This is a genomic window from Bradyrhizobium sp. Rc2d (assembly GCF_900099855.1).
GTDB lineage: Bacteria > Pseudomonadota > Alphaproteobacteria > Rhizobiales > Xanthobacteraceae > Bradyrhizobium.
Window position 1 is genome coordinate 75,099 of the sequence record NZ_FNCU01000028.1, and the last position, 22,738, is coordinate 97,836.

A 22,738-nucleotide genomic window follows, 5' to 3' on the forward strand; every position below is an offset into this window, starting at 1 on the left:
TCACGCAGCCGGCGCCCGTTCCGGGAACGGCGACTGATAGAGCCAGGCGAGATTCTCGCAGAAGCGCTCCAGGCTTGTCTCGCGTATCAGCTGATTGCGCAGCAGCGCGTGGACTCCGGCCGGATGATAGACGTGATCGCCGAGTTCCCGGGCCTGAAGCTGGACCCGCGCAGTGCGCAGCATCCGGGCATTCCTGTATTGGTCCAGCGCGTGGGCGACATCGCCTTCCGTCTCGTCGAGTTCGTCCGCGAGGCAGACGGCATCTTCCAGCGCCATGCAGGCTCCTTGCGCGAAATATTGCAGCATCGGATGCGCGGCATCGCCCAGGAGAACGACGCGCCGGTCGATCCAGCGATCGGTCGGATCGCGATCGCAGGTCACCCACGCCTTCCAGTCCCTTCCATGATGAATGATCGCCTTGGCGCGAGGGTGCACGTCCCGAAAACCTTCGAGCACCTCCTCGTGGGTCACGGGCCTTGCCGCAAACGCCTCGACGGGATCGTTGTGGCAGGTAATTGCGAGATTGAACACCTTCCAGCCCGAGAGCGGGTAATGCACTAGATGGCACTTGGCGCCGGCCCACAATGTCGCGGCGTTCCAGCGCAGATCCTCCGGCATCTGCTCGGTCGGGATGACTGAACGATAGGTGGTGTGGCCCGCGACCCGCGGCGCGCCGTCGGCGACCATCTGCTGGCGAATGCGGGAGCGAAGTCCGTCCGCGCCAACCACGAGGCACCCGGTGACACGCTCACCTGACTTGAGCAGTGCCGTTGCCGAAGCATCGTTCTGCTCGTAGCCGACGACATCGCAATCGGACCGCAGCGTGACGTGGGGGTGCGCCTCGCAGGCGCGCACGAAGATGCCGTGAAGATCGCCGCGATGGACCACGGCATAGGGATTGCCAAAGCGTTGTCGGAAATAGCTGGTCAGATCGATGCTGGTGATCTCCTCCGCCGAGATCGCGTCCATTAGCCGAAGCTGGTCGATGAAGACGGCGATCGATCGTGCGGCATCACCGAGTGCGAGTCGGTCGAAGGCGTGGAATGCGTTGGGACCAAGCTGGATGCCGGCGCCGATCTCCTGATAGCGCGGCGCGCGTTCCAGGACGGTGACCTGAAAACCCTTCCGTGCCAGCGCGATCGCGGCCGCAAGTCCGCCGATGCCGCCGCCGACAATGATGATGGGGTCCTGTCGCATGTCCTCTCCTCGGTGGTTTGCTATTTTCTCGATGTCCTGGCACGCGGCGGCCTCGCCTTGCCGCGTGCCTCCGGCTGCTCGTCAAGAACGTCCTTCGGCCGCGCCGATGGGGGCACCTTGATCAATCCGGCCTCGACTTCCTGCTCGAGCCGATCGATATTCTTGTAGAGCTCGACCAGCACGCGCTTGAGCTCCGCCGCTTCCTTGGCGGACATGCTGCCGGTTGCGACTTCTTCATAATAGGCGGCGAGCGGCATGAGCCGCCCTGCCAGCTCAGCACCTTTGGGCGTCAAGACGACCTGGAGGCTGCGCTGATCGTTCTCAGGCCGGTCGCGCGTCAAGAGGCCGGCGCGGCTCATCTCCGCGACGATGCGCGACAGGGTAGACACGTCGGCCGACGTCAGTTCGGCGATCTCTCCAAGGCGCAACGGATGGCCCTGCTCTGACAGTGCGGCCAGCACGCGGTACATCGGAAGCGTCAACTTCTCGTGACGGATCACGCGCGCGAAAAGGTCGCCCATGCGAACGCCGAGCCGGGCGAGCAGATAGGGCAGCGAATTCGAAAATCGATACATGGACTTGGATCCTGGCGGGAGAACTCCGCCCGGAATAAGGGTAAACCTTCGCACGTGCAATATTTGCGTTTCAATCATTTGCATTTGCAACTTTATCATTGACAAGTATTTGCGCTCGGTGCTTTGCTTTGTCAACGCCAGAGTTGAAGGGACGACGCCATGCAGGAAAAGATCGCGCTCGAGGAGCACTTCGCGCTTCGGGAGACTGTTCAGGACAGCGCAGGCTTCGCGCCGGCCGACGACTGGCGCGAGCTGGAAGCGCGGCTGCTCGACATTCACGACCGCCGCCTCGCGGAGATGGACGGTCACGGAATCGAGATGATGCTGCTGTCGCTGAACGCGCCGGCCGTCCAGGCCATTCCCGACCGCAGCCGTGCGCTGGAGCTGTCGCGCCGTGCCAACGACTTCCTCGCCGAGCAGGTCGCCAAGCGGCCGGATCGCTTCCAGGGCCTTGCAGCGCTGCCGATGCAGGATCCCGACGCGGCCGCACGCGAGCTCGATCGCAGCGTCGGCACGCTTGGATTTCGCGGGGCGCTCGTCAACGGCTTCAGCGAGCTCGGCGGCACCGATCATGCGATCTACTATGACCGCAAGGAGTTCTGGCCGTTCTGGTCGGAAGTCGAACGCCTCGGCGTTCCCTTCTATCTGCACCCACGCAATCCGCTGCCGAAAGACTCGGCGATCTATGAAGGGCATCGCTGGCTGCTGGGACCGACCTGGGCGTTTGGGCAGGAGACTGCGGTCCATGCCCTGCGCCTGATGGGCTCCGGACTGTTCGACGCGCATCCGCGGCTCCAGATCATTCTCGGGCACATGGGGGAGGGTCTGCCGTACTCGATGTGGCGGGTCGACAACCACAACAAGTGGATGCGGACCCAGGATGCCTATCCCGCGCGGCGCAAGATCGCCGACTATTTCCGGGAGAATTTCTACATCACCACGTCGGGCAACTTCCGCACCCAGACGCTGATCGACGCAATCCTGGAGATCGGTGCCGACCGCATTCTGTTCTCGGCCGACTGGCCGTTCGAGAACATCGATCATGCCGCCGACTGGTTCGACAGCGCGGCGATTTCCGAAGGCGACCGCATCAAGATCGGCCGCGACAATGCGCGTGCCCTGTTCGGGCTCGGCAAAGCAACGACCCAATCTGCCGCAGAGCAGAACGTGTCAGCAATCTCAATGGAGGAAACCCGTGAGCATCTCGTCCGAAATCGACGTGCATGAGGAATTGTCCGGCGCTCCGATCGGCCCGTTCCACAAGCTGCTCGGCATCCTGATCACGCTCATCACGCTGTTCGATGGCTATGACACCTTCAATCCCGCCTATGTCATCCACTACGTGGTCCAGCCCTGGAGACTCCAACCAAGCCAAGCGGGGTTTCTGGTGAGCTCGGGTCTCGTCGGCTTTCTGTTCGGCGCGATTGGTCACGGCAGCGTAGCCGACCGTTTCGGCCGGCGTGGCACGCTGCTCGCAGGATTGTGGGTCGTCAACGTCTTCACATTGCTGACCGCCGTGCTGGCGAACGATTTCTGGAGCTACTGCGCTCTTCGCTTCGTCACCGGGCTCGGTCTCGGCGTGTTGCTGCCGCTCGGCACGACCTTCATCAACGAGCTCGCGCCCAAGCGTGTCAGCAATACGTTTTCGCTGTGGGGCGTGACGCTGGGCTGGTCGCTCGGCGGCGTCTGCGCCGGTCTCGTCGGCGTATTCCTGACGCCGCAGCACGGCTGGCAGATCCTCTACTACGTTGGCGCGCTGTCGATCCCGCTGACTTTCGCGGCACACGCCATCCTGCCGGAAAGTCCGCAATTCCTGGCGACCCGATCGCGGGTCCCGGAGTTGCGTGCGTTGCTGGCGCGGCTGCGGCCCGAGCGGGCCGCCGTCTACGAGAATGCGACGTTCGCATCGGATGACGGTACGCGGCCGCAGAGCACGATTGGAGCGTTGCTGAGCCCGCGCTATCGTCGCGTTTCGCTGACCATCTGGATCACAGCGTTTCTCAGCCTGTTCGCGATCTTCGGTCTCACCGGGTGGATTCCGACGGTCATGCTCAAGCGCGGCGAGACCTTCGCGGCATCATTCGGCTTCGGTGCCTTGATGCAGGCGATGTCGTTCATCGGCGGCCTCACGCTCGCAATGCTGGCCGATCGCAATTTCTTGCTGACGCCACGTTATCTCGCGACCTGGTGGCTGACCGGCGGCATTGCCGTATTGGCGCTCGTCTTCGTCAGCGGTCATGGCGTCAATCTCGCCATCGTCGCCGTTGCGGGCTTCTGCATCATCGGCGCCCAGCACGTGCTCAACAATTTCACCGCCGGGTCATACGGGACCTGTTTCCGCGCTAGCGGCGTCGGAATGGAATTGGGCATCGGCCGGGTGGGAGCGATCCTCGGCCCCTATGTCATCGGTCTGTTGCAGCAGGCGACCGGAGGCCCCGACGCCGTGTTCTGGGCGATCGGCGGCGCGTCCATGGTCGGGGCGCTGGCGATCGGATCGCTCAGTGCTGCCGCAGCAAATCGTCTGCCGCGCGCCGATATCGCACCCGCGGAGTGATGAGGCGGGCCGATCGACAATCACCGGCCGCGCCTTGACTGGCCAGCTTCACCAAAGGAGATCCGAAATGCCCACATCCACTCGTTCCGCTGCGACCGCAGGGCCGCTCGACGCCTGGGTACTTCTGTTCGCACGCGTCGCGATTGCGCCGCTATTTCTCTACAGCGGCATCGGAAAGGTGATGGCATTTGCCACGACCGCGGGCCGGCTTCCCGGCGGCGCCGACGGCTTCGGCGCGGTGCTGGCCGCTGGCGCGATTGCAGTCGAACTCGGAGGCGGCACGGCCCTGCTGCTAGGCCTGTTTGCGCGCCCGGCGGCGGCGGTCCTGATCCCGTTCACCATCGCCGCCACACTGATGTTTCACAATTTCTGGGCCGCGCCCGAAGCGCAGGTCGTGATGCAGACCATCAACTTCCTGAAGAATCTCGGCCTGCTGGGCGCCCTTGCGCTCATCGCCTCTTACGGGCCGGGCGCCCATGCCGTGCAAGCGGCCATCAAGCCCGGCTCCAAAGGTGCTCCCGAGCTCTCGTAATTCTTAGTTACGCCGACGAGCCGACCGCGAAGCGCGCCAGCGCCTTGCGGTCCACATGAGTAATCTTTATCGCCGATATCCTTTTCGTCCGTTCAACGCGTCTCGTCCAGCACGCACGTCACTGTGCAGACGACGCCGCGCGGCAGGAAGTCGACGGTTGCCTCGCCGCCGAGCTGATCGCGCGCGCTGCGCTCGATCAGGCGCGAGCCGAAGCCGCGCCGCACCGGGGCCGTCACCGGCGGTCCGCCGATCTCGGTCCAGATCAGCCGCAGCCGCGGCTTCGGCGCGTCGGCGATGACCTCCCAGTCCAGCGTCACCCGGCCGGTCTCGTTGGACAGCGCGCCGTATTTCGCGGCGTTGGTGGCGATCTCGTGCACGATCATCGACAGTACCACGGCGAGCCGCGGCGACAGCGGCACGGCGGGACCGGCGATGCGGATGCGGTCAGGATTGCTCAGCAAGAACGGTCGAAGCGCGCGGGCAATGACGTCTCTCAGCTCCGAGCCCGCCCATTTCTCCTGGCTCAGGAGATTGTGCGCCTCTGCGAGCGCGCCGAGCCGCCCCTCGAACTTGCTCCGCTCATCCCGGCTGGCGCTGCGGAAGGTCTGAACCGCGATCGCCTGCATCAGGGCCAGCGTGTTCTTGACCCGGTGGTTGAGCTCCTCGATCAGCAGACTGTGCAGCATCTCGCCGCGCGCGATCGTGGTCGCCATCCTGACGGCGAAGGTCAGGCCGGTCAGCAGGAGGATACCGCCGATCAGACTGGTGATGGCGATGTTGCGCCAGAGCGGCGCGATCAGCGAGCTCTCGGCGACGCCGGCCACGACCGTCCAGCCGGTCAGTCGCGACCTGGTAAAGGCGGAGGACAGCGCGACCCCGTCGAGCGAAACGGTCGAAAGGGCGGCCTCTGACGTGCGAGACATCGCATCATATAGCGCGCCGGAAGCCTGCTTGCCGACCGTCTCGCTCGGGTTCGGCGCGCGTGCGAATACGATGCCCTTGGTGTCGAGCAGGGACACCGTCCAGAGCCGGTCGGGTCGCTGCTTCTCCACCAGCTCCTGAAAGATGCCGATCGGCGGACTGAAACAGAGATCGTAGATCACCTCGCCGTCGCGCAATACCGGGACCTCAACGGTGAGCACCTGCCGCCCATTGATCGCGCCGGTGAACAGGTCGGAATATTGCGGCGACCTGGTCGCAAATACCTTTTCGATGATCTCCAGATGGCCGCGCGACGGCAGGCTTGCGGTGTCTTCCGTTGCGGAGGAGAACAACAGCCGGCCCTTCCGGTCGGAGATCAGCACCAGGCCGCCCTTGCCATATTGCTCGACGAAGCCAAGCGCGATGCGGCGGAAGTTCTGGAAGTCGCCGTTGCGCAGCGAATTCGTCAGCGCCAGAACCTGCAAGCCGCCCGTCATCCGCTGCACCTCGGAATCCAGCACAAGGCGCATGCTGCGTACGTTCTCCAGCACGCGGCTGGTCGCGTCACTTCGATCCTGCTTGTAATTGTAGACAGCGATGCCGACCGCGAAGATGATCAGCGGCAACATCGTTCCAGCGACCAGGAGAGCGAGCCGGACCGGCAGCGTAAGCTTTGACAAGCGCGGGCGCCCCGATTCCGGCGCAGCGGCACCGGATTATGGTTTTGGCAAGACCATAAGGGCAGCACTTGCCCGGCGCCACGATTTTCGCATCTGCGAGCGGGGAGAAGATTTTGCGATGCAGTCGGGGGCCGGGTCAGATCATCGTGATCGCGGTCAATAGCAGACACGTGGCGTAGACAGCCGCCAGACTGAGCCCGACGATCCGGGCCTCTCGATGCGATTTCATACGCTCAACTCCAGGTCGGCGGCCGCCGTTGGGGAGCAGCCGCCCGGAGGTCGCGTCGCGATCAATCGATTTCCTGAACGACCACGCGCGAGCCCGGATCCACCAGCATCACGCGATCGCTGGAATAAACGTAGCGATACTTCGTCAGTGACGGGCCCCAATCCGCCGGAACGGCCTCAAGCTCGACGTCGGTCGGCACCGTCGCACCGACGATGATCTTTTCCTTCGTCACCACCGGACGAACGCGGTGCTCGGTGATGTAGGATTTGATCTTGGTGCGGTACTCCGGCTCGATCTGAACTGCCGCCGCATGACCGGTTCCAGTGGTGGTCACCACGGTGGACTGCGCGAACGCGCCGGTCGAAATCAGGACGGCTGCGGCGGACAGTAGGAACAGCTTTTTCATCTTGTCCTCCTCACAGGAATATGCGCCGCAACAACATCTCACCATGCGCGCCGTTCCTCCCGCGTAGGAACAAATTGCTATTTTTTCCCGTTTCTGAATCGCCCGGGCCCGGAAGCCCGGGACATTGGAGGAGGAGAAAATGACGCTGAGAATAGCGAGTGCAGCGCTGATGGTTGCTGCAGTGTCCTTGCCGGCCTTTGCGGCCGACGAGTTCTACGTGGTCCAGGACGTCAAGACCAAGAAGTGCACCATCGTCGACAAGAAGCCGACAGACGCCTCCATGACCGTGGTCAGCCCGTCGGGCACGATCTACAAGACGCGCACCGAGGCTGAGAGCGGCATGAAGACCGTCAAAGTCTGCACATCCAATTAGGAAGAATGTGATGCCCGTGATCCCCGTATTTATTCTCTGGGCCGTGCCAGCGATCATTGTGATCGGCGGCGGCATCTATCTGATTGGTCACATGCACTAGGCCTGTCGAGGGAGGCGAGCGGGCCTCTGCGTGCAGCGCACAGGTCCGCAAGTCTGCCGTTTCTACGAGAGAGAGGGAGGCCGCCGATGCGGCCCCGCACGCCAGCAGGAGTGCGAGTTGCAGTGCAACAGGTCGTGGAGGCGTCGCTCTGCCACGAAGAGTGCCTCCAGGTTACGCGAAATGACTTCCGTCCCGCCGTCGTTTTTCATACGCTCCCCGAACGCTGGCCGTTAACCGGCTGCGCTCACGCCCCGGCGACAGGGGCGGGGCATCAATGGGAGGGGAGACGATGAAGCGAAGGTCATTTCTCGCCGGTATCGGTGCGACCACTGCGGCAGCTGCGATTGGCATGCCGTCGATCCTCAGGGCGCAAGCGCCGATCACGCTGAACGGCGCGGTCCAGTTCAACGACGACCATGCCTTCAACCGCGCGCTGATCCGGTTCGAGGAGCTGGTGAAGAAGTACTACGGCAAGCCCGTCAATTTCACGCTGCACAAGAACTCCTCGCTCGGCCTCGAAAAGCAGTATTTCGAGTACATGTCGCAGGGCAAGGCGGTCGATTACGGCATCGTCTCGCCGGCCCATATGTCAACCTTCGCCAAGGCGGCCCCGTTCATCGATGCGCCCTTCGTGTTCAAGGGCATCGAGCACATGAACAAGGTCGTCGAGGCCAATATCCTGGCGCCGATCGCCGACGAGGTCGCGGCGAAGGCCGAGGTCGTTCTGATCGGTTATGCCGGCGGTGGCATCCGCAACATCTTCGCGAACAAGCCGCTCAGGAATCTCGCCGATCTTAGGGGTCTCAAGGTTCGCGTGCAGGGGGCGCCGATCTGGTCGAAGACCTTCGCGGCAGTCGGCATGAGCCCGACGGTGATCGCCTATAACGAGATCTACAACGCGATCCAGAACGGGGTGATCTCGGCCGGCGAAAACGAGGCGGCCGGCGTCGAGGCGATGAAGTTCTACGAAGTGGCCCCGCATCTCAGCCTGACCCAGCACGCCGTGTCGATCCGGCCGATCTGCTTCTCGGTGAAGACGCTGAAGACCTTGCCGAAGGATTTGCAGGACGCGATCATGAAGGCCGGCAGGGAGGCAGGCGACTACGGCCGTCAGCTCGAATCGAGCGAAGAGGTCGTCAAGCTCGACACGCTCGAGAAAGCCGGCAAGCTCAAGCGCGTTCCCTTCGAGGAGCGGGACGCGATGAAGAAGCTCGCCGATCCCGTGATGGCCACCTACGCCAAGGAAATTGGCGCGGAAGGCATTTTCGAGAAGATCAACGTCGTCTGAGATCGTTGCGTCCGCCGACAATAGTCCGGGCAGGCCCCGCTTCTTGCCCGGAAGGCGGATGAGCTGCCGCACGGAGCCCCAATGTCTGAAACGCCGGTCTTGTCCACACGGTCGCTGTGGCGTCGCGTCACCGCGGCCTATGCGAAGTTGCTGGAGTTCCTGTTGGCCGCCTGCGTCGGCGTCCTGATTGTTCCGGTCACCTTGCAAATCATCTCGCGCTACACGCCCTTCATTCCCTCCTACATCTGGACGGAGGAAATGGCGCGGTTCCTGTTCATCTGGACGATCATGATCGGCGCCATGGTCGGTGTGCGGGAAGCGCAGCATTTCGAGGTCGACGTGTGGCCCAATCTGTCGCGGCGATCGGAGGCCGCGGTGCGGATCCTTGCGCGTCTCGGCGTACTGGCTCTGGCGCTGGTGTTCGTATCGGCCGGCATGGAGTTCACCCGCTTTGGCTGGAACAGAACTTCGGAACTGGCAGATCTGCCGCTTTGGCTGATTCACGTTGCCTGGCCTGTGACCGGCGCGACGTGGATCGTCTTTGCCGGTGAACAGATCGTTGATGAGATGCGCGTTCTGGTTGGGGCAGGGCGATGAGTGGCAATGTGCTCTCTGCTGGACAGGCCGCGATGGTGCTGTTCGGGGTTTTCATCGGCCTGCTCATCGTGCGCGTGCCGGTCGCTTTCGCGCTCGGCCTTGCCTGCGTGCCGATCCTGCTGATCGAGCCGCGTCTGTCGCTGATGACGCTCGCGCAGGAGACCTTCAATGCGTACAATTCATTCATCCTGCTGGCGGTGCCGTTCTTCCTGTTGACGGCGAACCTGATGAGCATCGGCGGCATCACCGACCGCCTGGTGGCGCTGTCGCGCTCGATGGTCGGGCACTGGCCGGGATCGCTGGCGCAGATCAACGTCGTGCTGTCGGTGTTCTTTGCGGGCATCTCAGGCTCCTCCACGGCCGATGCGGCGAGCCAGTCCAAGATCTTCATCGATGCGCAGACCAAGGAGGGTTACGATCTCTCATTTTCGATCGCCATCACGGCGGTGTCGGCCGTGCTAGCGGTCATCATCCCGCCGTCGATCCTCATGATCGTGTGGGGCGGGCTGATCTCGACCTCGATTGCGGCGATGTATCTGGCCGGCATCGTGCCGGGCCTGCTGATTGCCGGCGCGCAGATGGCGACGGTGCACGTCTATGCGGTGCGCCGCGGCTACCCGACCTATCCGAAGGCAACCTGGGTCGAGATGCGATGCGCCATTTGGCAGTCGTTACCGGCGCTGATGACGCCGCTCATCATCGTTGGCGGCATTCTGCTCGGGTGGTTCACCGCGACCGAGTCTGCCTGCGTCGCGGTGCTCTATTCTATCGCGCTCTCGGCGTTCTTCTACCGCGAGACAGGTCCACGCGAATTGTACAAGGCCTTGCTCGACACCGGGCGCCTTGCCGGCGTGGCGCTGTTTTGTGTCGGCACCGCAAGTGCGTTTGGCTGGCTGCTCGCTTACTACAGGATTCCGCAAGAGCTGCTGGCCAACGTCTCGACATGGGGCATGGGCGCCGTCACCGCCGGCTTTTTCATCTCCTTCTGCTTTCTGGTGGTGGGCTGCTTCCTCGACGCCATCCCGGCCATCATCATCGTCGGCACGGTGCTCGAGCCGCTGGCAAAGTCCGTCGATCTCCATCCGGTCCAGTTCGCGATCATTTCCATCGTATCGCTGGCCTTCGGACTGGTGACGCCCCCCTATGGCTTATGTCTGATGATCGCCTGTTCGATCGCCGGCGTGCGGCTGCGCTATGCTCTGAAGGACACGGTGATCATGCTGGTTCCGATGCTGCTCGTGCTGGCGGCAGTCATCATTTGGCCAAGCGTGTCGCTGTTCCTGCCACGCCTGATCGTGCCGGAGATGCTCAGATGAGCATCTGCAAATGAGCTTCTGAGAGTGCGTCCCGCGGCCGACGGCCGCGGGATCGATTCAATCGTTACAGATTGCTCTCGGTGATCGCGGCGTAGACCATGCTCCGCAGCTCGCGCCGGATCGGGTAGGCGCTCGACGGCAACACCTGCGTCATGAAGATGGTGATCAGTTCTTCGGCCGGATCGATCCAGAACGAGGTCGTGGCCGCGCCGCCCCAATTATATTCGCCGGGGCTGCCGGCGATCAGTGTTTCCGCCGGGCGCATGGTCACGGCGAAACCGAGACCGAAGCCGATGCCGTTATAGGCGGCTTCCGAGAACAGCGAGCGTGACACCTCGGGCAGGAATCGTCCGCCCGGAATGTGATTGGTGGCCATCAGCGCCAGCGTCTTGGGCCCGATCAGCCTGACGCCGCCGAGCTCGCCACCATTGAGCAACGCGCGGCAGAAGGTGAGATAATCGGCGACCGTCGAGCACAGTCCGCCGCCGCCGGAGATGAAGGACGGCGGCGACAGGAACGAGCTGGTTGCCGGATCGTCCTGAAGCGTCAGGCCCTCGCGCCGCTGGCCGGCATGGAAGGTCATGCCGCCGCCGGGGTCTGCCGAGTAGCAGGCGGCGAAACGATGGGCCTTCGAGGCCGGCACGTGGAAATCGGTGTCGCTCATGCCGAGCGGATCGAGGATGCGTGCCTTCAGAAACTGTTCGAACGGCATGCCTGAGATCTTGCCAACGAGATAGCCGAGCACGTCGGTCGCGACCGAGTAGTTCCAGGCCTCGCCCGGCGAGAACTCCAGCGGGATCTTTGCCAGGCCCTCGATCATGGTCTGGAGCGTGCCAGACTTCTCGACCTCGCCGATCTTCTCGGCGCGATAGGCGGCATCGACATTGGAGCGCTGCTGGAAGCCATAGGTGAGGCCGGAGGTATGACGCAGGAGGTCGACGATCAGCATCGGCCGGGACGGCGGCCGGGTCAGGAAGGCCGGATAGGTGCCGGCGACGAAGACGCCGAGATCCTTCCATTCCGGAATGTATTTGGCGACGGGCTCGTCGATCGCGACGAGGCCCGCCTCGACCAGCATCATGAAGGCGACGCTGGTGAGCGGCTTGGTCATGGAATAGATGCGGTAGATGGTGTCATCCTTGACCGGCACCTTGCGCTCGACGTCGGCAAGGCCCTGAACCGAGCTGTATGCGACCTTGCCACGGCGGAAGACGAGAAGATGCGCGCCGGGGAACCGGCCGGCATCGATGTACCGGCTCTTAACATGCGCATCGACGCGGTCGAGTGCAGTCTTGGACATGCCGACGGATTCGGGCGAGGCAGGGGTGGGCGCGAGCATCAGTTCCTCCGGGGCAGTTTTGTCTGTCAGTTGATAGCCGAAATGCCGGCCTCATTCCAAGGGCGGCGCGCTTAACGGGAGCAGGCCTGCTGGTGTAGGCTGCAGCCTGGAACGCCTCCAGGGAGCCCCAAGGGCCTCTCATGGGGCCAACGAGAAAAACCCAGGGCAAAACTCACCATGACCCAGTTCAACGAGACCGAACTCACCGAAGCCGTCGTCAGGAGCTTCGACAGCACACCGAACCCGCGTGCGAAATTCCTGCTCCAGGAATTGGTGAAGTCCCTGCACGATTACGTGAGCAAGACCGATCTCACCTTCGCGGAATGGGAATATGCCATCGACTTCCTGACCCGCACCGGCCAGAAGTGCACCGACACCCGCCAGGAGTTCATTCTCCTGTCCGACGTGCTCGGCGTCTCCATGCTGGTCGATGCCGTCAATCACCGTGACCGTGAGGGCGCGACGGAGACCACCGTGCTCGGTCCGTTCTATGTCGGCGAGCACAAGGTCACCGCGCACGGCACCGATATCTCCCCGAACAACCAGACCGGCGAGCGGATGTTCGTGCAGAGCCGAGTCACGGATCTGAAGGGCAAGCCGCTCGCGAACGTCCCCGTCGACGTCTGGCATGCCGATGATGACGGCTTCTACGATTCACAAAAGGCCAACTATGACGAGGTCGGCGCCTCGGCGCGGGCGCGCTTCATCACCGACGACGACGGCCGCTTCTTCTTCCGCACCATCCTGCCGTGCAGCTACCCGATTCCGACCGACGGCCCGGTCGGCGAGATGATTACGCAGACCAAGCGTCATCCGATGCGGCCGGCGCATGTGCATTTCCTGGTCAATGCGAAGGGTTATGAGCCGCTGATCACCCATGTTTTCATGGACGGCGACAAATATCTGGATACCGACGTCGTGTTCGGCGTGAAAGACGACCTCATCGCCAAGGTCGAGCCGCGCAACGATCCGGCAATGCCCGATGGCAGTAAGGCGAATGGGAAGTGGCACCTGATGAGCTACGAATTCCACCTCAAGCCCGGCGGCGGCATGGCGCCGAAGCCGCTGGGGACGAAGGCGGCCCAGCCGGCCTGACGACTAAAAGCGCGATGAGAATAGGATGAATCGTCATCGCGCTTTAGGTTAGTGTCTATGCATCTTTGCGGAAAACCGCTGCACACTTTGCGCTAACGCGGCCCTTCGGGTCCGGATCATGCTCTAACGCGCGTGTAGCAGTGCCAGCAGCACGACGACCGCGCAGGCGAGCGCCGCCGAGGTCAATTTCCAGAACATCAGCGGGCTGCGCTCCAACAGGGGCGTGATCCGCGTGTTGAGATAGGCCGGATTGGGCGTGCGAAGCTCGAAGACGAATTCGGACAGATCCTCGTGCCGCTTGTACGGATCGGGATGCAGCGCGCGCCTGAGCGCGCCGTCGACCCAGGCCGGCACGTTGCGATCGTCGTCGGCTGGGCGATACTGAAGTCTCCGCACGTCCGCCTTGCGCCGGATCTTGGCGACCTGAGTGCCATAAGGAAGCTTTCCCGTCAGCATCTGGTAGCAGATCACGGCCAGCGAAAACATGTCGGAGCGCGGCGAGCCGCCCTGCCCAAGAAAATATTCCGGCGCCGTATATTGGACGGTGCCCAGGATTTCGTCGGCCTCGTCCGGCGGCGCGGCTTCCGCGACGCCGGCGACCCTGACTGACCCAAAGTCGATGATCTTCGCGGTGCCGGTCTTGTCGATCAGGACGTTGTCCGGCCTGAGGTCCTGATGCAGCATCTCCATGCGGTGGAAGGCGCGCAGGCCGGCGGCGATCTGCTCGATGAGGCCACGGACGGTTTCGAGATCGGGGCGCGGATTGTCGGTCATCCACTGCTTCAAGGTCTGGCCTTCGACGAATTCAGTCGCAACGTAGAGATAGCTGCGCCGTCTGGACTGTGACATCGGCTTCAGCACGTGCGGGCTGTCGATCCGGCGCGCGATCCATTCCTCCATCAGGAAGCGCTTGAGATAGGCAGCATTGTCGCGCAGGTCGACTGACGGCAGCTTGAGCGCGACCGGCTCCTCGGTCTCGGTGTCGACCGCAAGATAGATGTGACTGCGGCTGCTGCCGTGAATCTCGCGGACGATCCGGTAGCCGTCGAAGATCGCGCGTGGCTCCGGCAGCGGAGGCAGCGGCAGCTGTGAGGTCTGATTGAAGATGCCGGCCGGCTCGCGCTGTGGCACTGCGTCGATCCGCAGAATCTGGATGGTGATGTTGTCGTCGCTGCCGCGCCGGTAGGCTTCCTCGACGATGGCCTTGGCCGCCCCGTCGAGCTCGGCTGCATGCTCGTTCAGTGCGCTGGTGACGAAGCGCGCGTCGACGAATTCGTAGGCGCCGTCGGTCGCCAGCAGAAAAGTGTCGCCCGCTTCGATCTCGAAGGCCTGATAGTCGATCTCGAGCTGCGGATTGATACCGAGCGCGCGGCCGAGATAGGTCTGCTCCGACGACACGATGATGCGGTGATCGTCGGTCAGCTGCTCGAGCGCCTTGCCGGCGACGCGGTAGACGCGACAATCGCCGACATGGAAGATGTGCGCGGTGGTCGCCTTGATGACCATGGCGCTCAGCGTGCAGACATAGCCCTTGTCGCGGTCATAGGCGTATTGGCTCTTGCGCGTCTGCGCATGCAGCCAGGAATTGGTGGCGTCCAGCACGCGGCGGGCGGACGTCTTCACCGTCCAGGATTCCGACGTGCAATAATAGTCCATCAGGAAGCTCTTGACCGCCGACTCGCTGGCGATCTGGCTCACCGTGCTGCTCGAGATGCCGTCGGCGAGGACGGCGGCAATGCCCTTCAGGCTGAGCAGCGGCTCCTCCGGAATGAGGACGCCGTGAAAATCCTGGTTGATGGGCTTGCGACCCTTGTCGGAATGCTGGCCGACCGAAATCAGGAGACCGGGGGTCATCGTCATCACCGGAAGAGGGGAGCCTCACCCTGCGCGGGTGAGGCTCCCCTGTCGAGTCGTGTTTGATCAGGCCGCGACGCGGGGCTTTATGGCCTTGTCGGCCTGGCGCTTCGTCAGGGTCATGACGTGCGTGGCATAGAGGGTCATGCCGGTGAAGGCGAGGCCGCCGACGAGATTGCCGAGCACGGTCGGGATCTCGTTCCAGATCAGATAGTCCAGGATCGAGAATTTTGCGCCGAGCAGCAGCCCGGACGGGAACAGGAACATGTTCACGACGGAATGTTCGAACACCATGTAGAAGAACACCAAGATCGGCATCCACATCGCGATGACCTTGCCCGGGACCGAGGTCGAGATCATGGCACCGACGACGCCGGTCGAGACCATCCAGTTGCAGAGCATGCCGCGCATGAACAGCGTCGCCATGCCGGCCGCACCATGCGCGGCGTAGCCGAGCGTCCGGCTTTCGCCGATGATGCCGATGGCGGCGCCGACCTTGTCGGGGGCCTGCGTGAAGCCGAAAGTCGTCACGAAGGCCATCATGAAGGCCACGGTGAAGGCGCCGGCGAAATTGCCGACGAAGACCAAGCCCCAGTTGCGCAGGACGCCGCCAAGAGTGACGCCCGGGCGCTTGTCGATCAGCGCAAGCGGCGAGAGCACGAATACGCCGGTCAGGAGGTCGAAGCCCAGCAGATAGAGCATGACGAATCCGACCGGAAACAGCAGCGCACCGAGCAGCGGCTGGCCCGTGTTCACGTTGATCGTGACGGCGAACCATGCGGCGAGCGTGAGGATCGCGCCGGCCATGTAGGCGCGGATGATGGTATCCCGGGTGGACATGAAGATCTTGGACTCGCCTGCATCCACCATCTTGGTGACGAATTCCGAAGGCGCGAGATACGACATCAATGGTTCCTTTTGCTTCGTAAGTGAGATCGACACACCCTTTTGGAGAGCGCGGCTGAACGTCTTGGGCCGTGCGGGCTGGCCTGCCGCGCACGAGGGCTATGGAGATTGGAAGCCTTGGGAATCGCGTCACGACGGCCCAGAGGGCCGCGAAGCAGTTGAGCTTCCGGAATGCAGCCGCCAGAGGCTGCAACAATGCGGCAAGCCGCAGTCTTCGTTGACGCTTAGGGACAAGCAAGTTGCGTGCCGTCTGGGCGCGTGAAGAAAATTAAATTAATATCAATAGGATAGGCTGTTTCCTGATTCCCTCCAACCGCACCGCTGGCCTCGTGCTTGAGCTGTTGCACAAACTTTGTGCGGCGCACAAGGATTGAGCAGCCCGCAAGTTTCACATGCGGAGCGGTCCTGCGGCGGCCTGCCGCAGCCTACATAACATATTGATTATTCAATTCTTTCTAAGTCGTCGGGCTTGGCATGAAGCTTGAATAGTTCCAGGCCGACGCCATTGAAGCCGTCCCGCGAGACTTCTCATCCGATTTGCTGACGCCACCAGACGGGGGTCTCCCCGTCGTGCGTTCGCATGCGCCAAAGCCGGCGCCACCGGACGGACGGGCTGCTCGTGTGCACTGACGCCAATCAATTCTGCAACGACGCAAAGGACGACACTGCCTATGACGAAGCGCACCCGCCGGCCCTCGGATAATGGGCTCAGCCGCCGCCAATTGTTGAAGGCCGCAGGCTCTACCGCCGCACTCCTCGCCGCCGCAAAGCTGAATTTCCCCGCCGGCGCCTTCGCGCAGGAGGCGGGCCCCGAGGTCAAGGGTGCCAAGCTTGGCTTCATCGCGCTCAGCGACGCCGGCCCGCTCTTCGTCGCCAAGGACAAGGGCCTGTTCGCCAAATATGGCATGCCCGACACCGACGTACAGAAGCAGGCCTCCTGGGGCACCACGCGCGACAATCTCGTGCTCGGCTCCGAAGGCAACGGCATTGACGGCGCGCATATCCTCACCCCGATGCCGTATCTGATCTCGGCCGGCAAGGTGACGCAGAACAACCAGCCGACGCCGATGTACATCCTGGCCCGGCTCAATCTCGACAGTCAGTGCATCTCCGTCGCCAACGAATATGCCGATCTCAAGCTCGGCGTCGATGCATCGCCCTTCAAGGCGGCGCTGGAGAAGAAGAAGGCTTCCGGCAAGGCCGTGAAGGCCGCGATGACCTTCCCCGGCGGCACGCACGACCTCTGGATCCGCTATTGGCTCGCCGCCGGCGGCATCGATCCCGACAAGGACATCGAGACCATCGTGGTGCCGCCGCCGCAGATGGTGGCGAACATGAAGGTCGGTACCATGGACTGCTTCTGCGTTGGCGAGCCATGGAACCTGCAGCTCATCCACCAGAAGATTGGCTATACCGCTGTCACCACCGGCGAGCTCTGGAACAAGCATCCCGAAAAATCCTTCGGCATGCGCGCGGCCTTCGTCGACAAATATCCGAAGGCGGCAAAGGCGCTGCTGATGGCCGTGTTGGAAGCCCAGCAGTGGTCGGACAAGGCCGAGAACAAGGCCGAGCTCGCCGCCATCATGGGCAAGCGGCAGTGGATGAATTGCCCGGTCGAGGATGTGCTCGACCGCACCGCCGGCAAGTTCGACTACGGCATCCCCGGCAAGGTGGTCGAGAATTCCCCACACATCATGAAGTACTGGCGCGACTTCGCCTCTTACCCCTTCCAGAGCCACGATCTCTGGTTCCTCACCGAGGACATCCGCTGGGGCAAATACGAGGCGAATTTCGACACCAAGGCGCTGGTCGCCAAGGTCAACCGCGAGGATCTGTGGCGCGACGCTGCCAAGACGCTCGGTGTCGCGGCCTCTGAGATCCCGGTCTCCAGCTCGCGCGGCAAGGAGACCTTCTTCGACGGCAAGGTGTTCGATCCGGAAAATCCGGCTGCCTATCTGAAGTCGCTCGCGATCAAGCGTGTCGAAGTCTGATGGAGCCAGCGGCCGCCTTCGGGCGGCCGCATCGTCTTTTGAAGCCGGAGAGAGATTGCAATGAATATGTCTGCCGCCAAGATTGAGATTGAAACAGCGACGCCTGCGGCCAGCGCCGCGCCCGTCGTCGCGATGACGCCAAAGCGTCCCCCGCGCACTGAAGCTTACGCACGCATGGCACGGGAGACGGCCGTGCGCGTGATCCCGCCGCTGGTCGTGATCGCGCTGCTGACGCTGGTGTGGGAGCTGGTCTGCCGCCGCGCCGGCTCGGCGTTGCCGCCGCCGTCAAAAGTGTTCAACGACACAAAGGAGCTGATCCTCGATCCGTTCTTCGACCATGGCGGCATCGACAAGGGCCTGTTCTGGCATCTGTCCGCCAGTCTCCAGCGCGTTGCGTTCGGCTATTCGCTGTCCGCCGTCGCCGGCATCGCGCTCGGCGTTCTGGTCGGACAGTCGGTCTGGGCGATGCGCGGGCTCGATCCGCTGTTCCAGGTGCTGCGCACCATCCCGCCGCTGGCCTGGTTGCCGCTCTCGCTCGCCGCGTTTCGCGACGGCCAGCCCTCGGCGATCTTCGTCATCTTCATCACCTCGATCTGGCCGATCATCATCAACACCGCGGTCGGCATCCGCAACATCCCGCAGGACTATCGCAACGTCGCCGCGGTGGTGCAGCTCAATCCGCTCGAGTTCTTCTCCAAGATCATGATCCCGGCGGCCGCGCCCTACATCTTCACGGGCCTGCGCATCGGCATCGGCCTGTCGTGGCTCGCGATCGTCGCTGCCGAAATGCTGATCGGCGGCGTCGGTATCGGCTTCTTCATCTGGGACGCCTGGAACTCCTCGCATATCAGCGAGATCATCCTGGCGCTGTTCTATGTCGGCATCGTCGGCTTCGTGCTGGACCGCCTGATCGCGGGCCTCGGCAAGTTCGTCACCCGCGGCACCGCGCAGAATTGAGAGGAGTGGCACATGACCGCCTATCTGAAGCTCGACCACATCGACAAGGTCTTCACCCGCGGCGCCGCCACCACGGAGGTGCTGAAGGACATCAATCTCACGATCGAGAAAGGCGAATACGTCTCGATCATCGGCCATTCCGGCTGCGGCAAGTCGACCCTGCTCAACATCATTGCAGGCCTGACCAATGCCACCATCGGCGGCGTGCTGCTGGAGAACCGCGAGGTGAACTCGCCAGGGCCGGATCGCGCCGTCGTGTTCCAGAACCACAGCCTGCTGCCGTGGCTGACCGTGTACGAGAACGTCAGGCTCGGCGTCGACAAGGTCTTCTCCAGGACCAAGTCCCGTGCCGAGCGGGACGCCTGGGTGATGCACAATCTCAACCTGGTGCAGATGGCCCACGCCAGGGACAAGCGTCCTTCCGAAATCTCCGGCGGCATGAAGCAGCGCGTCGGCATCGCGCGGGCGCTGGCGATGGAGCCGAAGGTGCTGCTGCTCGACGAGCCGTTCGGCGCGCTCGACGCGCTGACCCGAGCGCATCTCCAGGATTCCGTGATGGCGCTGCATCAGAAGCTCGGCAACACCATTTTGATGATCACTCACGACGTCGACGAGGCCGTGCTCTTGTCCGACCGCATCGTGATGATGACCAACGGGCCCTCCGCACGCATCGGCGAGGTGCTGGAGGTGCCGCTGGCGCGCCCGCGCAAGCGGCTCGAGCTTGCGACCAGCGCCACTTACTTGAAGTGCCGGCAGCGCGTGCTCGAATTCCTCTACGAGCGTCATCGCTTCGTAGAAGCCGCGTAAACCAAAGGTTAATGCCCGAAACGTTCACGCCTAAATAATCGACATCCCGCTCAATCCTTGTGCGCCGCACAAGGATTGAGCGAATCGCAAATTTAGCGTGCGAAAAAGCCCTGCAGGAAATTCGGGCAATACGAATAACGTGCTGAAATCCCTATATTTCCAGCATGCGCGCAATTGGCACGGAAATTGAAGTGTCTTTGCGCGACGCCAACGACGACGTCCCTCAACATCATCAATCAGCATCGTGAACTCGCCACCGGGGTGAAGCCTCGGAGCACGCCTCCATGCCTGGAGGCCAAGCCTGCAACGACGCAGCGGTGAGCCTGGAAGGGATACTCAATGACGAAGAATCCTACGTGGATTTCAGACTGGCGCCCCGAAGATGAGGCGTTCTGGAATGCGACTGGCAAGACTATCGCGCGACGCAACCTGATCTGGTCGATCGTGGCCGAGCATATCGGCTTCTCGGTCTGGCTGATCTGGAGCATCGTCACCACCAAGCTGCCGCAGGCAGGCTTCCACTACACCACCGATCAGCTGTTCCAGCTGATTGCCGTGCCGGGCCTGATCGGCGCTTTGATCCGTTTTCCCTACACCTTCGCAGTGACGACGTTTGGCGGCCGCAACTGGACCATCTTCAGTGCGGCGATCCTGTTCATTCCGACGCTGTCGCTTGCCTATTTCGTGAGCCATCCCGACACGCCGTTCTGGCTGATGCTGCTGGTCGCCTCGACCGCGGGTCTCGGCGGCGGCAATTTCGCCTCCAGCATGACCAACATCTCCTTCTTCTTCCCCGATCGGATGAAGGGGTGGGCGCTTGGCCTCAACGCCGCCGGCGGCAATATCGGTGTCTCCAGCGTGCAGCTCTTGACCCCGATCCTGATGACGCTCGCCGTCTTCAACTTGTTCCAGGCCACGGCCGTCGACGGCATCTTCCTGCAGAATGCCGGCCTGATGTGGGTGCTGCCGATCGCGATCGCGGTGTTCGGCGCGGTGTTCTTCATGAACAACCTCACCTCGGCGAAATCGTCGGTGAAGAACCAGCTCGCGATCGTCAAGCGCAAGCACACCTGGATCATGGCGTACCTCTATATCGGCACGTTCGGATCCTTCATCGGCTACTCCGCCGCGTTTCCGCTGCTGATCAAGACGCAATTCCCGGCCGTGACGATCTCGATCGCGTTCCTGGGACCGCTGGTCGGCTCGCTCTCGCGTCCGCTCGGCGGCTGGCTGGCCGACAGGCTCGGCGGCTCGATCATCACCTTCTGGAATTTCATCGCGACGGCGGGCGCCACGGTTGGCGTGCTCTACTTCGTCGGACAGAAGGATTTCATCGGCTTCCTGTCGATGTTCCTGATCCTGTTCGTGACGACGGGCATCGGCAACGGCTCGACCTATCGCATGATCCCCTCGATCTTCCGCGAGGAGAACCTGTTCAAGGTGCGAGGCAAGGGCGATGCGGCGCGCGCGCTCGCGTTGAAGACGGCGAGCATCGAGAGCGGCGCCGCGGTCGGCTTCATCGGCGCGATCGGCGCTGTCGGCGGCTATCTGATCCCGACCGGCTTCGGCAAGTCGATTGCCATGACCGGCGGGCCGCAGCTCGCACTCGCGATCTATCTCGCCTTCTACGCCTCCTGCCTCGCTCTGACCTGGTGGTTCTACCTGCGTCGCAGCCCGCAGGGCGAAGGCGCGGCAAGTCTGGCTGAAGCAAGAGTGTGACACTTGGTACGAATCTCGCTTCTCCCCGTACGCGGGGAGAAGCTTCACCACAGGTTACGGAATAGGGAACTTCCATGAGTGAACCGCTGGTCATCGTCGGTAACGGTATGGCGGCCGCGCGTCTGGTCGACGAACTCGCCAAGACCGCGCTCGGCCGCTACGCGGTCGCCGTGATCGGCGAAGAGCCGCGGCTCGCTTACAACCGCGTGCTGCTCTCATCCGTGCTGGCCGGCGAGACCGGCTCGCACGAGATCGAGCTCCGGCCGGCCGACTGGTGGCGCCATCGCGGCGTCACCGTGCGCTACGGCTATCGCGTCACCGAGATCGACACCGGCCGCCGCGAGCTCAAGATCGCCGGCGAAGAGAGCATGGAATATTCCAAGCTGGTGCTCGCCACCGGCTCGACGCCGCTGCGGCTCAACGTGCCGGGCGCCGATCTCACCGGCGTGCACACCTTCCGCGACACCCGCGACGTCGATCTGCTGCTGACGCTGGCTGCGGCGAAGAAGCGCGTCGTCGTGGTCGGCGGCGGCCTGCTCGGTCTCGAAGCGGCCTATGGACTCGCCAAGGCCGGCACGCCGGTGACGCTGCTGCATCTGATGGACCGACTGATGGAGCGTCAGCTCGACGGACCGGCCGCCGATCTGCTCAAGATGCTGGTCGAGCGCAAGGGCATCCGCATCCTGCTCAACGCCTCCACCACCCGCATTCATGGCGAGGGTCACGTCGAGGCCGTCGAGCTTGCCGACGGCAGCCGCATCGAGGCCGACGCCGTGATTTTTGCCGCCGGCATCAAGCCCAACGTGACGCTGGCCAAAGAGGCCGGCATCGCGGTGAACCGCGGCGTCGTCGTCAACGACGTGATGCAGACGGCTTCGCCCGACATCTTCGCGCTCGGCGAGTGCGCCGAGCATCGCGGCACCTGCTATGGCCTGGTCGAGCCGGCCTATGAGCAGGCGCGCGTGCTGGCGCGGCATCTGGCCGGCCGTCCCGCCGCCTATCAGGGCAGCGTGGTCTCGACCAATCTGAAGGTCTCCGGCGTCAGCGTGTTCTCCGCCGGCGACTTCATGGGCGGCGAGGGCAGCGAGAGCCTCGTTCTCACCGACCGCAGGCGCGGCACCTACAAGAAGCTCGTCATCGCCGACGGCCGGCTCACCGGCGCCGTGCTGATCGGCGATACCGTCGATGCACTCTGGTACCTCGAGCTGATCCGCAATCGCGACAAGGTGGCGGCGATCCGCACCGACATGATGTTCGGCCGCGCGCTGGCGCGTCCCTCCAAGGCAGCTTGACAAGGCAGCT

20 protein-coding genes are annotated in these 22,738 nt (G+C 63.2%); 13 read left to right on the forward strand and 7 right to left on the reverse strand.

What is annotated here, in order from left to right; all coding sequences use genetic code 11:
* On the reverse strand, nucleotides 1-1,197 hold the full coding sequence (locus tag BLV07_RS28950; RefSeq protein ID WP_091892759.1) for a 3-hydroxybenzoate 6-monooxygenase: 1,197 nt from the start codon (nucleotides 1,195-1,197) through the stop codon (nucleotides 1-3).
* Between the two features lie 20 nt (nucleotides 1,198-1,217).
* Nucleotides 1,218-1,772: a MarR family winged helix-turn-helix transcriptional regulator gene (locus BLV07_RS28955; RefSeq protein WP_176945824.1), complete on the reverse strand. Its 555-nt coding sequence runs from the start codon at nucleotides 1,770-1,772 to the stop codon at nucleotides 1,218-1,220.
* A gap of 159 nt (nucleotides 1,773-1,931) precedes the next feature.
* Here BLV07_RS28955 and BLV07_RS28960 point away from each other — a divergent pair, with 159 nt between their 5' ends.
* The 3 genes from BLV07_RS28960 to BLV07_RS28970 all read left to right on the forward strand — a co-directional run bounded on the left by BLV07_RS28960 (nucleotide 1,932) and on the right by BLV07_RS28970 (nucleotide 4,858).
* Nucleotides 1,932-2,999, forward strand: coding sequence for an amidohydrolase family protein (locus tag BLV07_RS28960; protein WP_091892763.1), 1,068 nt, complete (start codon nucleotides 1,932-1,934; stop codon nucleotides 2,997-2,999).
* On the forward strand, nucleotides 2,968-4,326 hold the full coding sequence (locus BLV07_RS28965) for an MFS transporter (RefSeq protein ID WP_091892765.1): 1,359 nt from the start codon (nucleotides 2,968-2,970) through the stop codon (nucleotides 4,324-4,326). The genes BLV07_RS28960 and BLV07_RS28965 overlap by 32 nt, the downstream gene beginning before the upstream one ends.
* Nucleotides 4,327-4,393: 67 nt before the next feature.
* Nucleotides 4,394-4,858, forward strand: coding sequence for a DoxX family protein (locus BLV07_RS28970; protein WP_091892767.1), 465 nt, complete (start codon nucleotides 4,394-4,396; stop codon nucleotides 4,856-4,858).
* Between the two features lie 92 nt (nucleotides 4,859-4,950).
* Here the strand turns inward: BLV07_RS28970 and BLV07_RS28975 are convergent, their stop codons facing one another.
* Both BLV07_RS28975 and BLV07_RS28980 read right to left on the reverse strand, forming a co-directional pair.
* Nucleotides 4,951-6,408: a sensor histidine kinase gene (locus tag BLV07_RS28975; RefSeq protein ID WP_091892822.1), complete on the reverse strand. Its 1,458-nt coding sequence runs from the start codon at nucleotides 6,406-6,408 to the stop codon at nucleotides 4,951-4,953.
* Nucleotides 6,409-6,749: 341 nt separating this feature from the next.
* Nucleotides 6,750-7,094: a DUF1236 domain-containing protein gene (locus BLV07_RS28980; RefSeq protein WP_091892769.1), complete on the reverse strand. Its 345-nt coding sequence runs from the start codon at nucleotides 7,092-7,094 to the stop codon at nucleotides 6,750-6,752.
* 139 nt (nucleotides 7,095-7,233) lie between these two features.
* Between BLV07_RS28980 and BLV07_RS28985 the strand changes: the two genes are divergently transcribed.
* The 4 genes from BLV07_RS28985 to BLV07_RS29000 all read left to right on the forward strand — a co-directional run bounded on the left by BLV07_RS28985 (nucleotide 7,234) and on the right by BLV07_RS29000 (nucleotide 10,768).
* On the forward strand, nucleotides 7,234-7,467 hold the full coding sequence (locus tag BLV07_RS28985) for a hypothetical protein (protein WP_091892771.1): 234 nt from the start codon (nucleotides 7,234-7,236) through the stop codon (nucleotides 7,465-7,467).
* A gap of 389 nt (nucleotides 7,468-7,856) precedes the next feature.
* A complete protein-coding gene (locus BLV07_RS28990; RefSeq protein ID WP_091892773.1) occupies nucleotides 7,857-8,855 on the forward strand; it encodes a TRAP transporter substrate-binding protein in 999 nt (332 codons plus the stop codon).
* Nucleotides 8,856-8,936: 81 nt separating this feature from the next.
* Nucleotides 8,937-9,452 carry a TRAP transporter small permease gene (locus BLV07_RS28995; protein WP_091892775.1) on the forward strand — a complete coding sequence of 172 codons (516 nt, stop codon included), beginning with the start codon at nucleotides 8,937-8,939 and terminating at the stop codon, nucleotides 9,450-9,452.
* Nucleotides 9,449-10,768 carry a TRAP transporter large permease gene (locus BLV07_RS29000; RefSeq protein WP_091892777.1) on the forward strand — a complete coding sequence of 440 codons (1,320 nt, stop codon included), beginning with the start codon at nucleotides 9,449-9,451 and terminating at the stop codon, nucleotides 10,766-10,768. Before BLV07_RS28995 ends, BLV07_RS29000 begins: the two co-directional genes overlap by 4 nt.
* Before the next feature lie 64 nt (nucleotides 10,769-10,832).
* Here the strand turns inward: BLV07_RS29000 and BLV07_RS29005 are convergent, their stop codons facing one another.
* Complete coding sequence (locus BLV07_RS29005) at nucleotides 10,833-12,107, reverse strand: serine hydrolase domain-containing protein (RefSeq protein WP_091892779.1); 1,275 nt, start codon at nucleotides 12,105-12,107, stop codon at nucleotides 10,833-10,835.
* A gap of 177 nt (nucleotides 12,108-12,284) precedes the next feature.
* On the opposite strand from BLV07_RS29005, the gene BLV07_RS29010 reads away from it, so the two are divergent.
* Nucleotides 12,285-13,202: an intradiol ring-cleavage dioxygenase gene (locus BLV07_RS29010; protein WP_091892781.1), complete on the forward strand. Its 918-nt coding sequence runs from the start codon at nucleotides 12,285-12,287 to the stop codon at nucleotides 13,200-13,202.
* A 123-nt stretch (nucleotides 13,203-13,325) separates the two neighbouring features.
* Here the strand turns inward: BLV07_RS29010 and BLV07_RS29015 are convergent, their stop codons facing one another.
* Nucleotides 13,326-15,062, reverse strand: coding sequence for a bifunctional protein-serine/threonine kinase/phosphatase (locus tag BLV07_RS29015; RefSeq protein WP_176945825.1), 1,737 nt, complete (start codon nucleotides 15,060-15,062; stop codon nucleotides 13,326-13,328).
* 60 nt (nucleotides 15,063-15,122) lie between these two features.
* Nucleotides 15,123-15,962: a formate/nitrite transporter family protein gene (locus BLV07_RS29020; protein WP_091892785.1), complete on the reverse strand. Its 840-nt coding sequence runs from the start codon at nucleotides 15,960-15,962 to the stop codon at nucleotides 15,123-15,125.
* A 671-nt stretch (nucleotides 15,963-16,633) separates the two neighbouring features.
* Here BLV07_RS29020 and BLV07_RS29025 point away from each other — a divergent pair.
* The 5 genes from BLV07_RS29025 (at nucleotide 16,634) to BLV07_RS29045 (ending at nucleotide 22,728) form a co-directional block, all read left to right on the forward strand.
* The gene (locus BLV07_RS29025) at nucleotides 16,634-17,953 is read left to right on the forward strand and encodes a CmpA/NrtA family ABC transporter substrate-binding protein (protein WP_091892787.1); all 1,320 of its coding nucleotides are present in this window, start codon (nucleotides 16,634-16,636) and stop codon (nucleotides 17,951-17,953) included.
* A 60-nt stretch (nucleotides 17,954-18,013) separates the two neighbouring features.
* The gene (gene ntrB / locus BLV07_RS29030) at nucleotides 18,014-18,910 is read left to right on the forward strand and encodes a nitrate ABC transporter permease (RefSeq protein ID WP_091892789.1); all 897 of its coding nucleotides are present in this window, start codon (nucleotides 18,014-18,016) and stop codon (nucleotides 18,908-18,910) included.
* Between the two features lie 12 nt (nucleotides 18,911-18,922).
* The gene (locus tag BLV07_RS29035; protein ID WP_091892791.1) at nucleotides 18,923-19,717 is read left to right on the forward strand and encodes an ABC transporter ATP-binding protein; all 795 of its coding nucleotides are present in this window, start codon (nucleotides 18,923-18,925) and stop codon (nucleotides 19,715-19,717) included.
* 339 nt (nucleotides 19,718-20,056) lie between these two features.
* Nucleotides 20,057-21,436, forward strand: coding sequence for an MFS transporter (locus BLV07_RS29040; RefSeq protein WP_091892793.1), 1,380 nt, complete (start codon nucleotides 20,057-20,059; stop codon nucleotides 21,434-21,436).
* A 74-nt stretch (nucleotides 21,437-21,510) separates the two neighbouring features.
* Nucleotides 21,511-22,728 carry an NAD(P)/FAD-dependent oxidoreductase gene (locus BLV07_RS29045; protein ID WP_091892795.1) on the forward strand — a complete coding sequence of 406 codons (1,218 nt, stop codon included), beginning with the start codon at nucleotides 21,511-21,513 and terminating at the stop codon, nucleotides 22,726-22,728.
* The last annotated feature ends 10 nt before the right edge of the window (nucleotides 22,729-22,738 follow it).

Bases quoted from the DNA above. Each gene is read 5' to 3' on its own strand.
- BLV07_RS29000 (WP_091892777.1), top strand. From the start codon at position 9,449: ATGAGTGGCAATGTGCTCTCTGCTGGACAGGCCGCGATGGTGCTGTTC.
- BLV07_RS28970 (WP_091892767.1), top strand. From the start codon at position 4,394: ATGCCCACATCCACTCGTTCCGCTGCGACCGCAGGGCCGCTCGACGCC.
- BLV07_RS29015 (WP_176945825.1), bottom strand. From the start codon at position 15,062: ATGACGATGACCCCCGGTCTCCTGATTTCGGTCGGCCAGCATTCCGAC.
- BLV07_RS28990 (WP_091892773.1), top strand. From the start codon at position 7,857: ATGAAGCGAAGGTCATTTCTCGCCGGTATCGGTGCGACCACTGCGGCA.
- BLV07_RS28980 (WP_091892769.1), bottom strand. From the start codon at position 7,094: ATGAAAAAGCTGTTCCTACTGTCCGCCGCAGCCGTCCTGATTTCGACC.
- BLV07_RS28985 (WP_091892771.1), top strand. From the start codon at position 7,234: ATGACGCTGAGAATAGCGAGTGCAGCGCTGATGGTTGCTGCAGTGTCC.
- BLV07_RS28955 (WP_176945824.1), bottom strand. From the start codon at position 1,772: ATGTATCGATTTTCGAATTCGCTGCCCTATCTGCTCGCCCGGCTCGGC.
- BLV07_RS28995 (WP_091892775.1), top strand. From the start codon at position 8,937: ATGTCTGAAACGCCGGTCTTGTCCACACGGTCGCTGTGGCGTCGCGTC.
- BLV07_RS28960 (WP_091892763.1), top strand. From the start codon at position 1,932: ATGCAGGAAAAGATCGCGCTCGAGGAGCACTTCGCGCTTCGGGAGACT.
- BLV07_RS29020 (WP_091892785.1), bottom strand. From the start codon at position 15,962: ATGTCGTATCTCGCGCCTTCGGAATTCGTCACCAAGATGGTGGATGCA.
- BLV07_RS29010 (WP_091892781.1), top strand. From the start codon at position 12,285: ATGACCCAGTTCAACGAGACCGAACTCACCGAAGCCGTCGTCAGGAGC.
- BLV07_RS29040 (WP_091892793.1), top strand. From the start codon at position 20,057: ATGACGAAGAATCCTACGTGGATTTCAGACTGGCGCCCCGAAGATGAG.
- BLV07_RS28975 (WP_091892822.1), bottom strand. From the start codon at position 6,408: ATGTTGCCGCTGATCATCTTCGCGGTCGGCATCGCTGTCTACAATTAC.
- BLV07_RS29025 (WP_091892787.1), top strand. From the start codon at position 16,634: ATGACGAAGCGCACCCGCCGGCCCTCGGATAATGGGCTCAGCCGCCGC.
- ntrB (WP_091892789.1), top strand. From the start codon at position 18,014: ATGAATATGTCTGCCGCCAAGATTGAGATTGAAACAGCGACGCCTGCG.
- BLV07_RS28950 (WP_091892759.1), bottom strand. From the start codon at position 1,197: ATGCGACAGGACCCCATCATCATTGTCGGCGGCGGCATCGGCGGACTT.
- BLV07_RS29005 (WP_091892779.1), bottom strand. From the start codon at position 12,107: ATGCTCGCGCCCACCCCTGCCTCGCCCGAATCCGTCGGCATGTCCAAG.
- BLV07_RS29045 (WP_091892795.1), top strand. From the start codon at position 21,511: ATGAGTGAACCGCTGGTCATCGTCGGTAACGGTATGGCGGCCGCGCGT.
- BLV07_RS29035 (WP_091892791.1), top strand. From the start codon at position 18,923: ATGACCGCCTATCTGAAGCTCGACCACATCGACAAGGTCTTCACCCGC.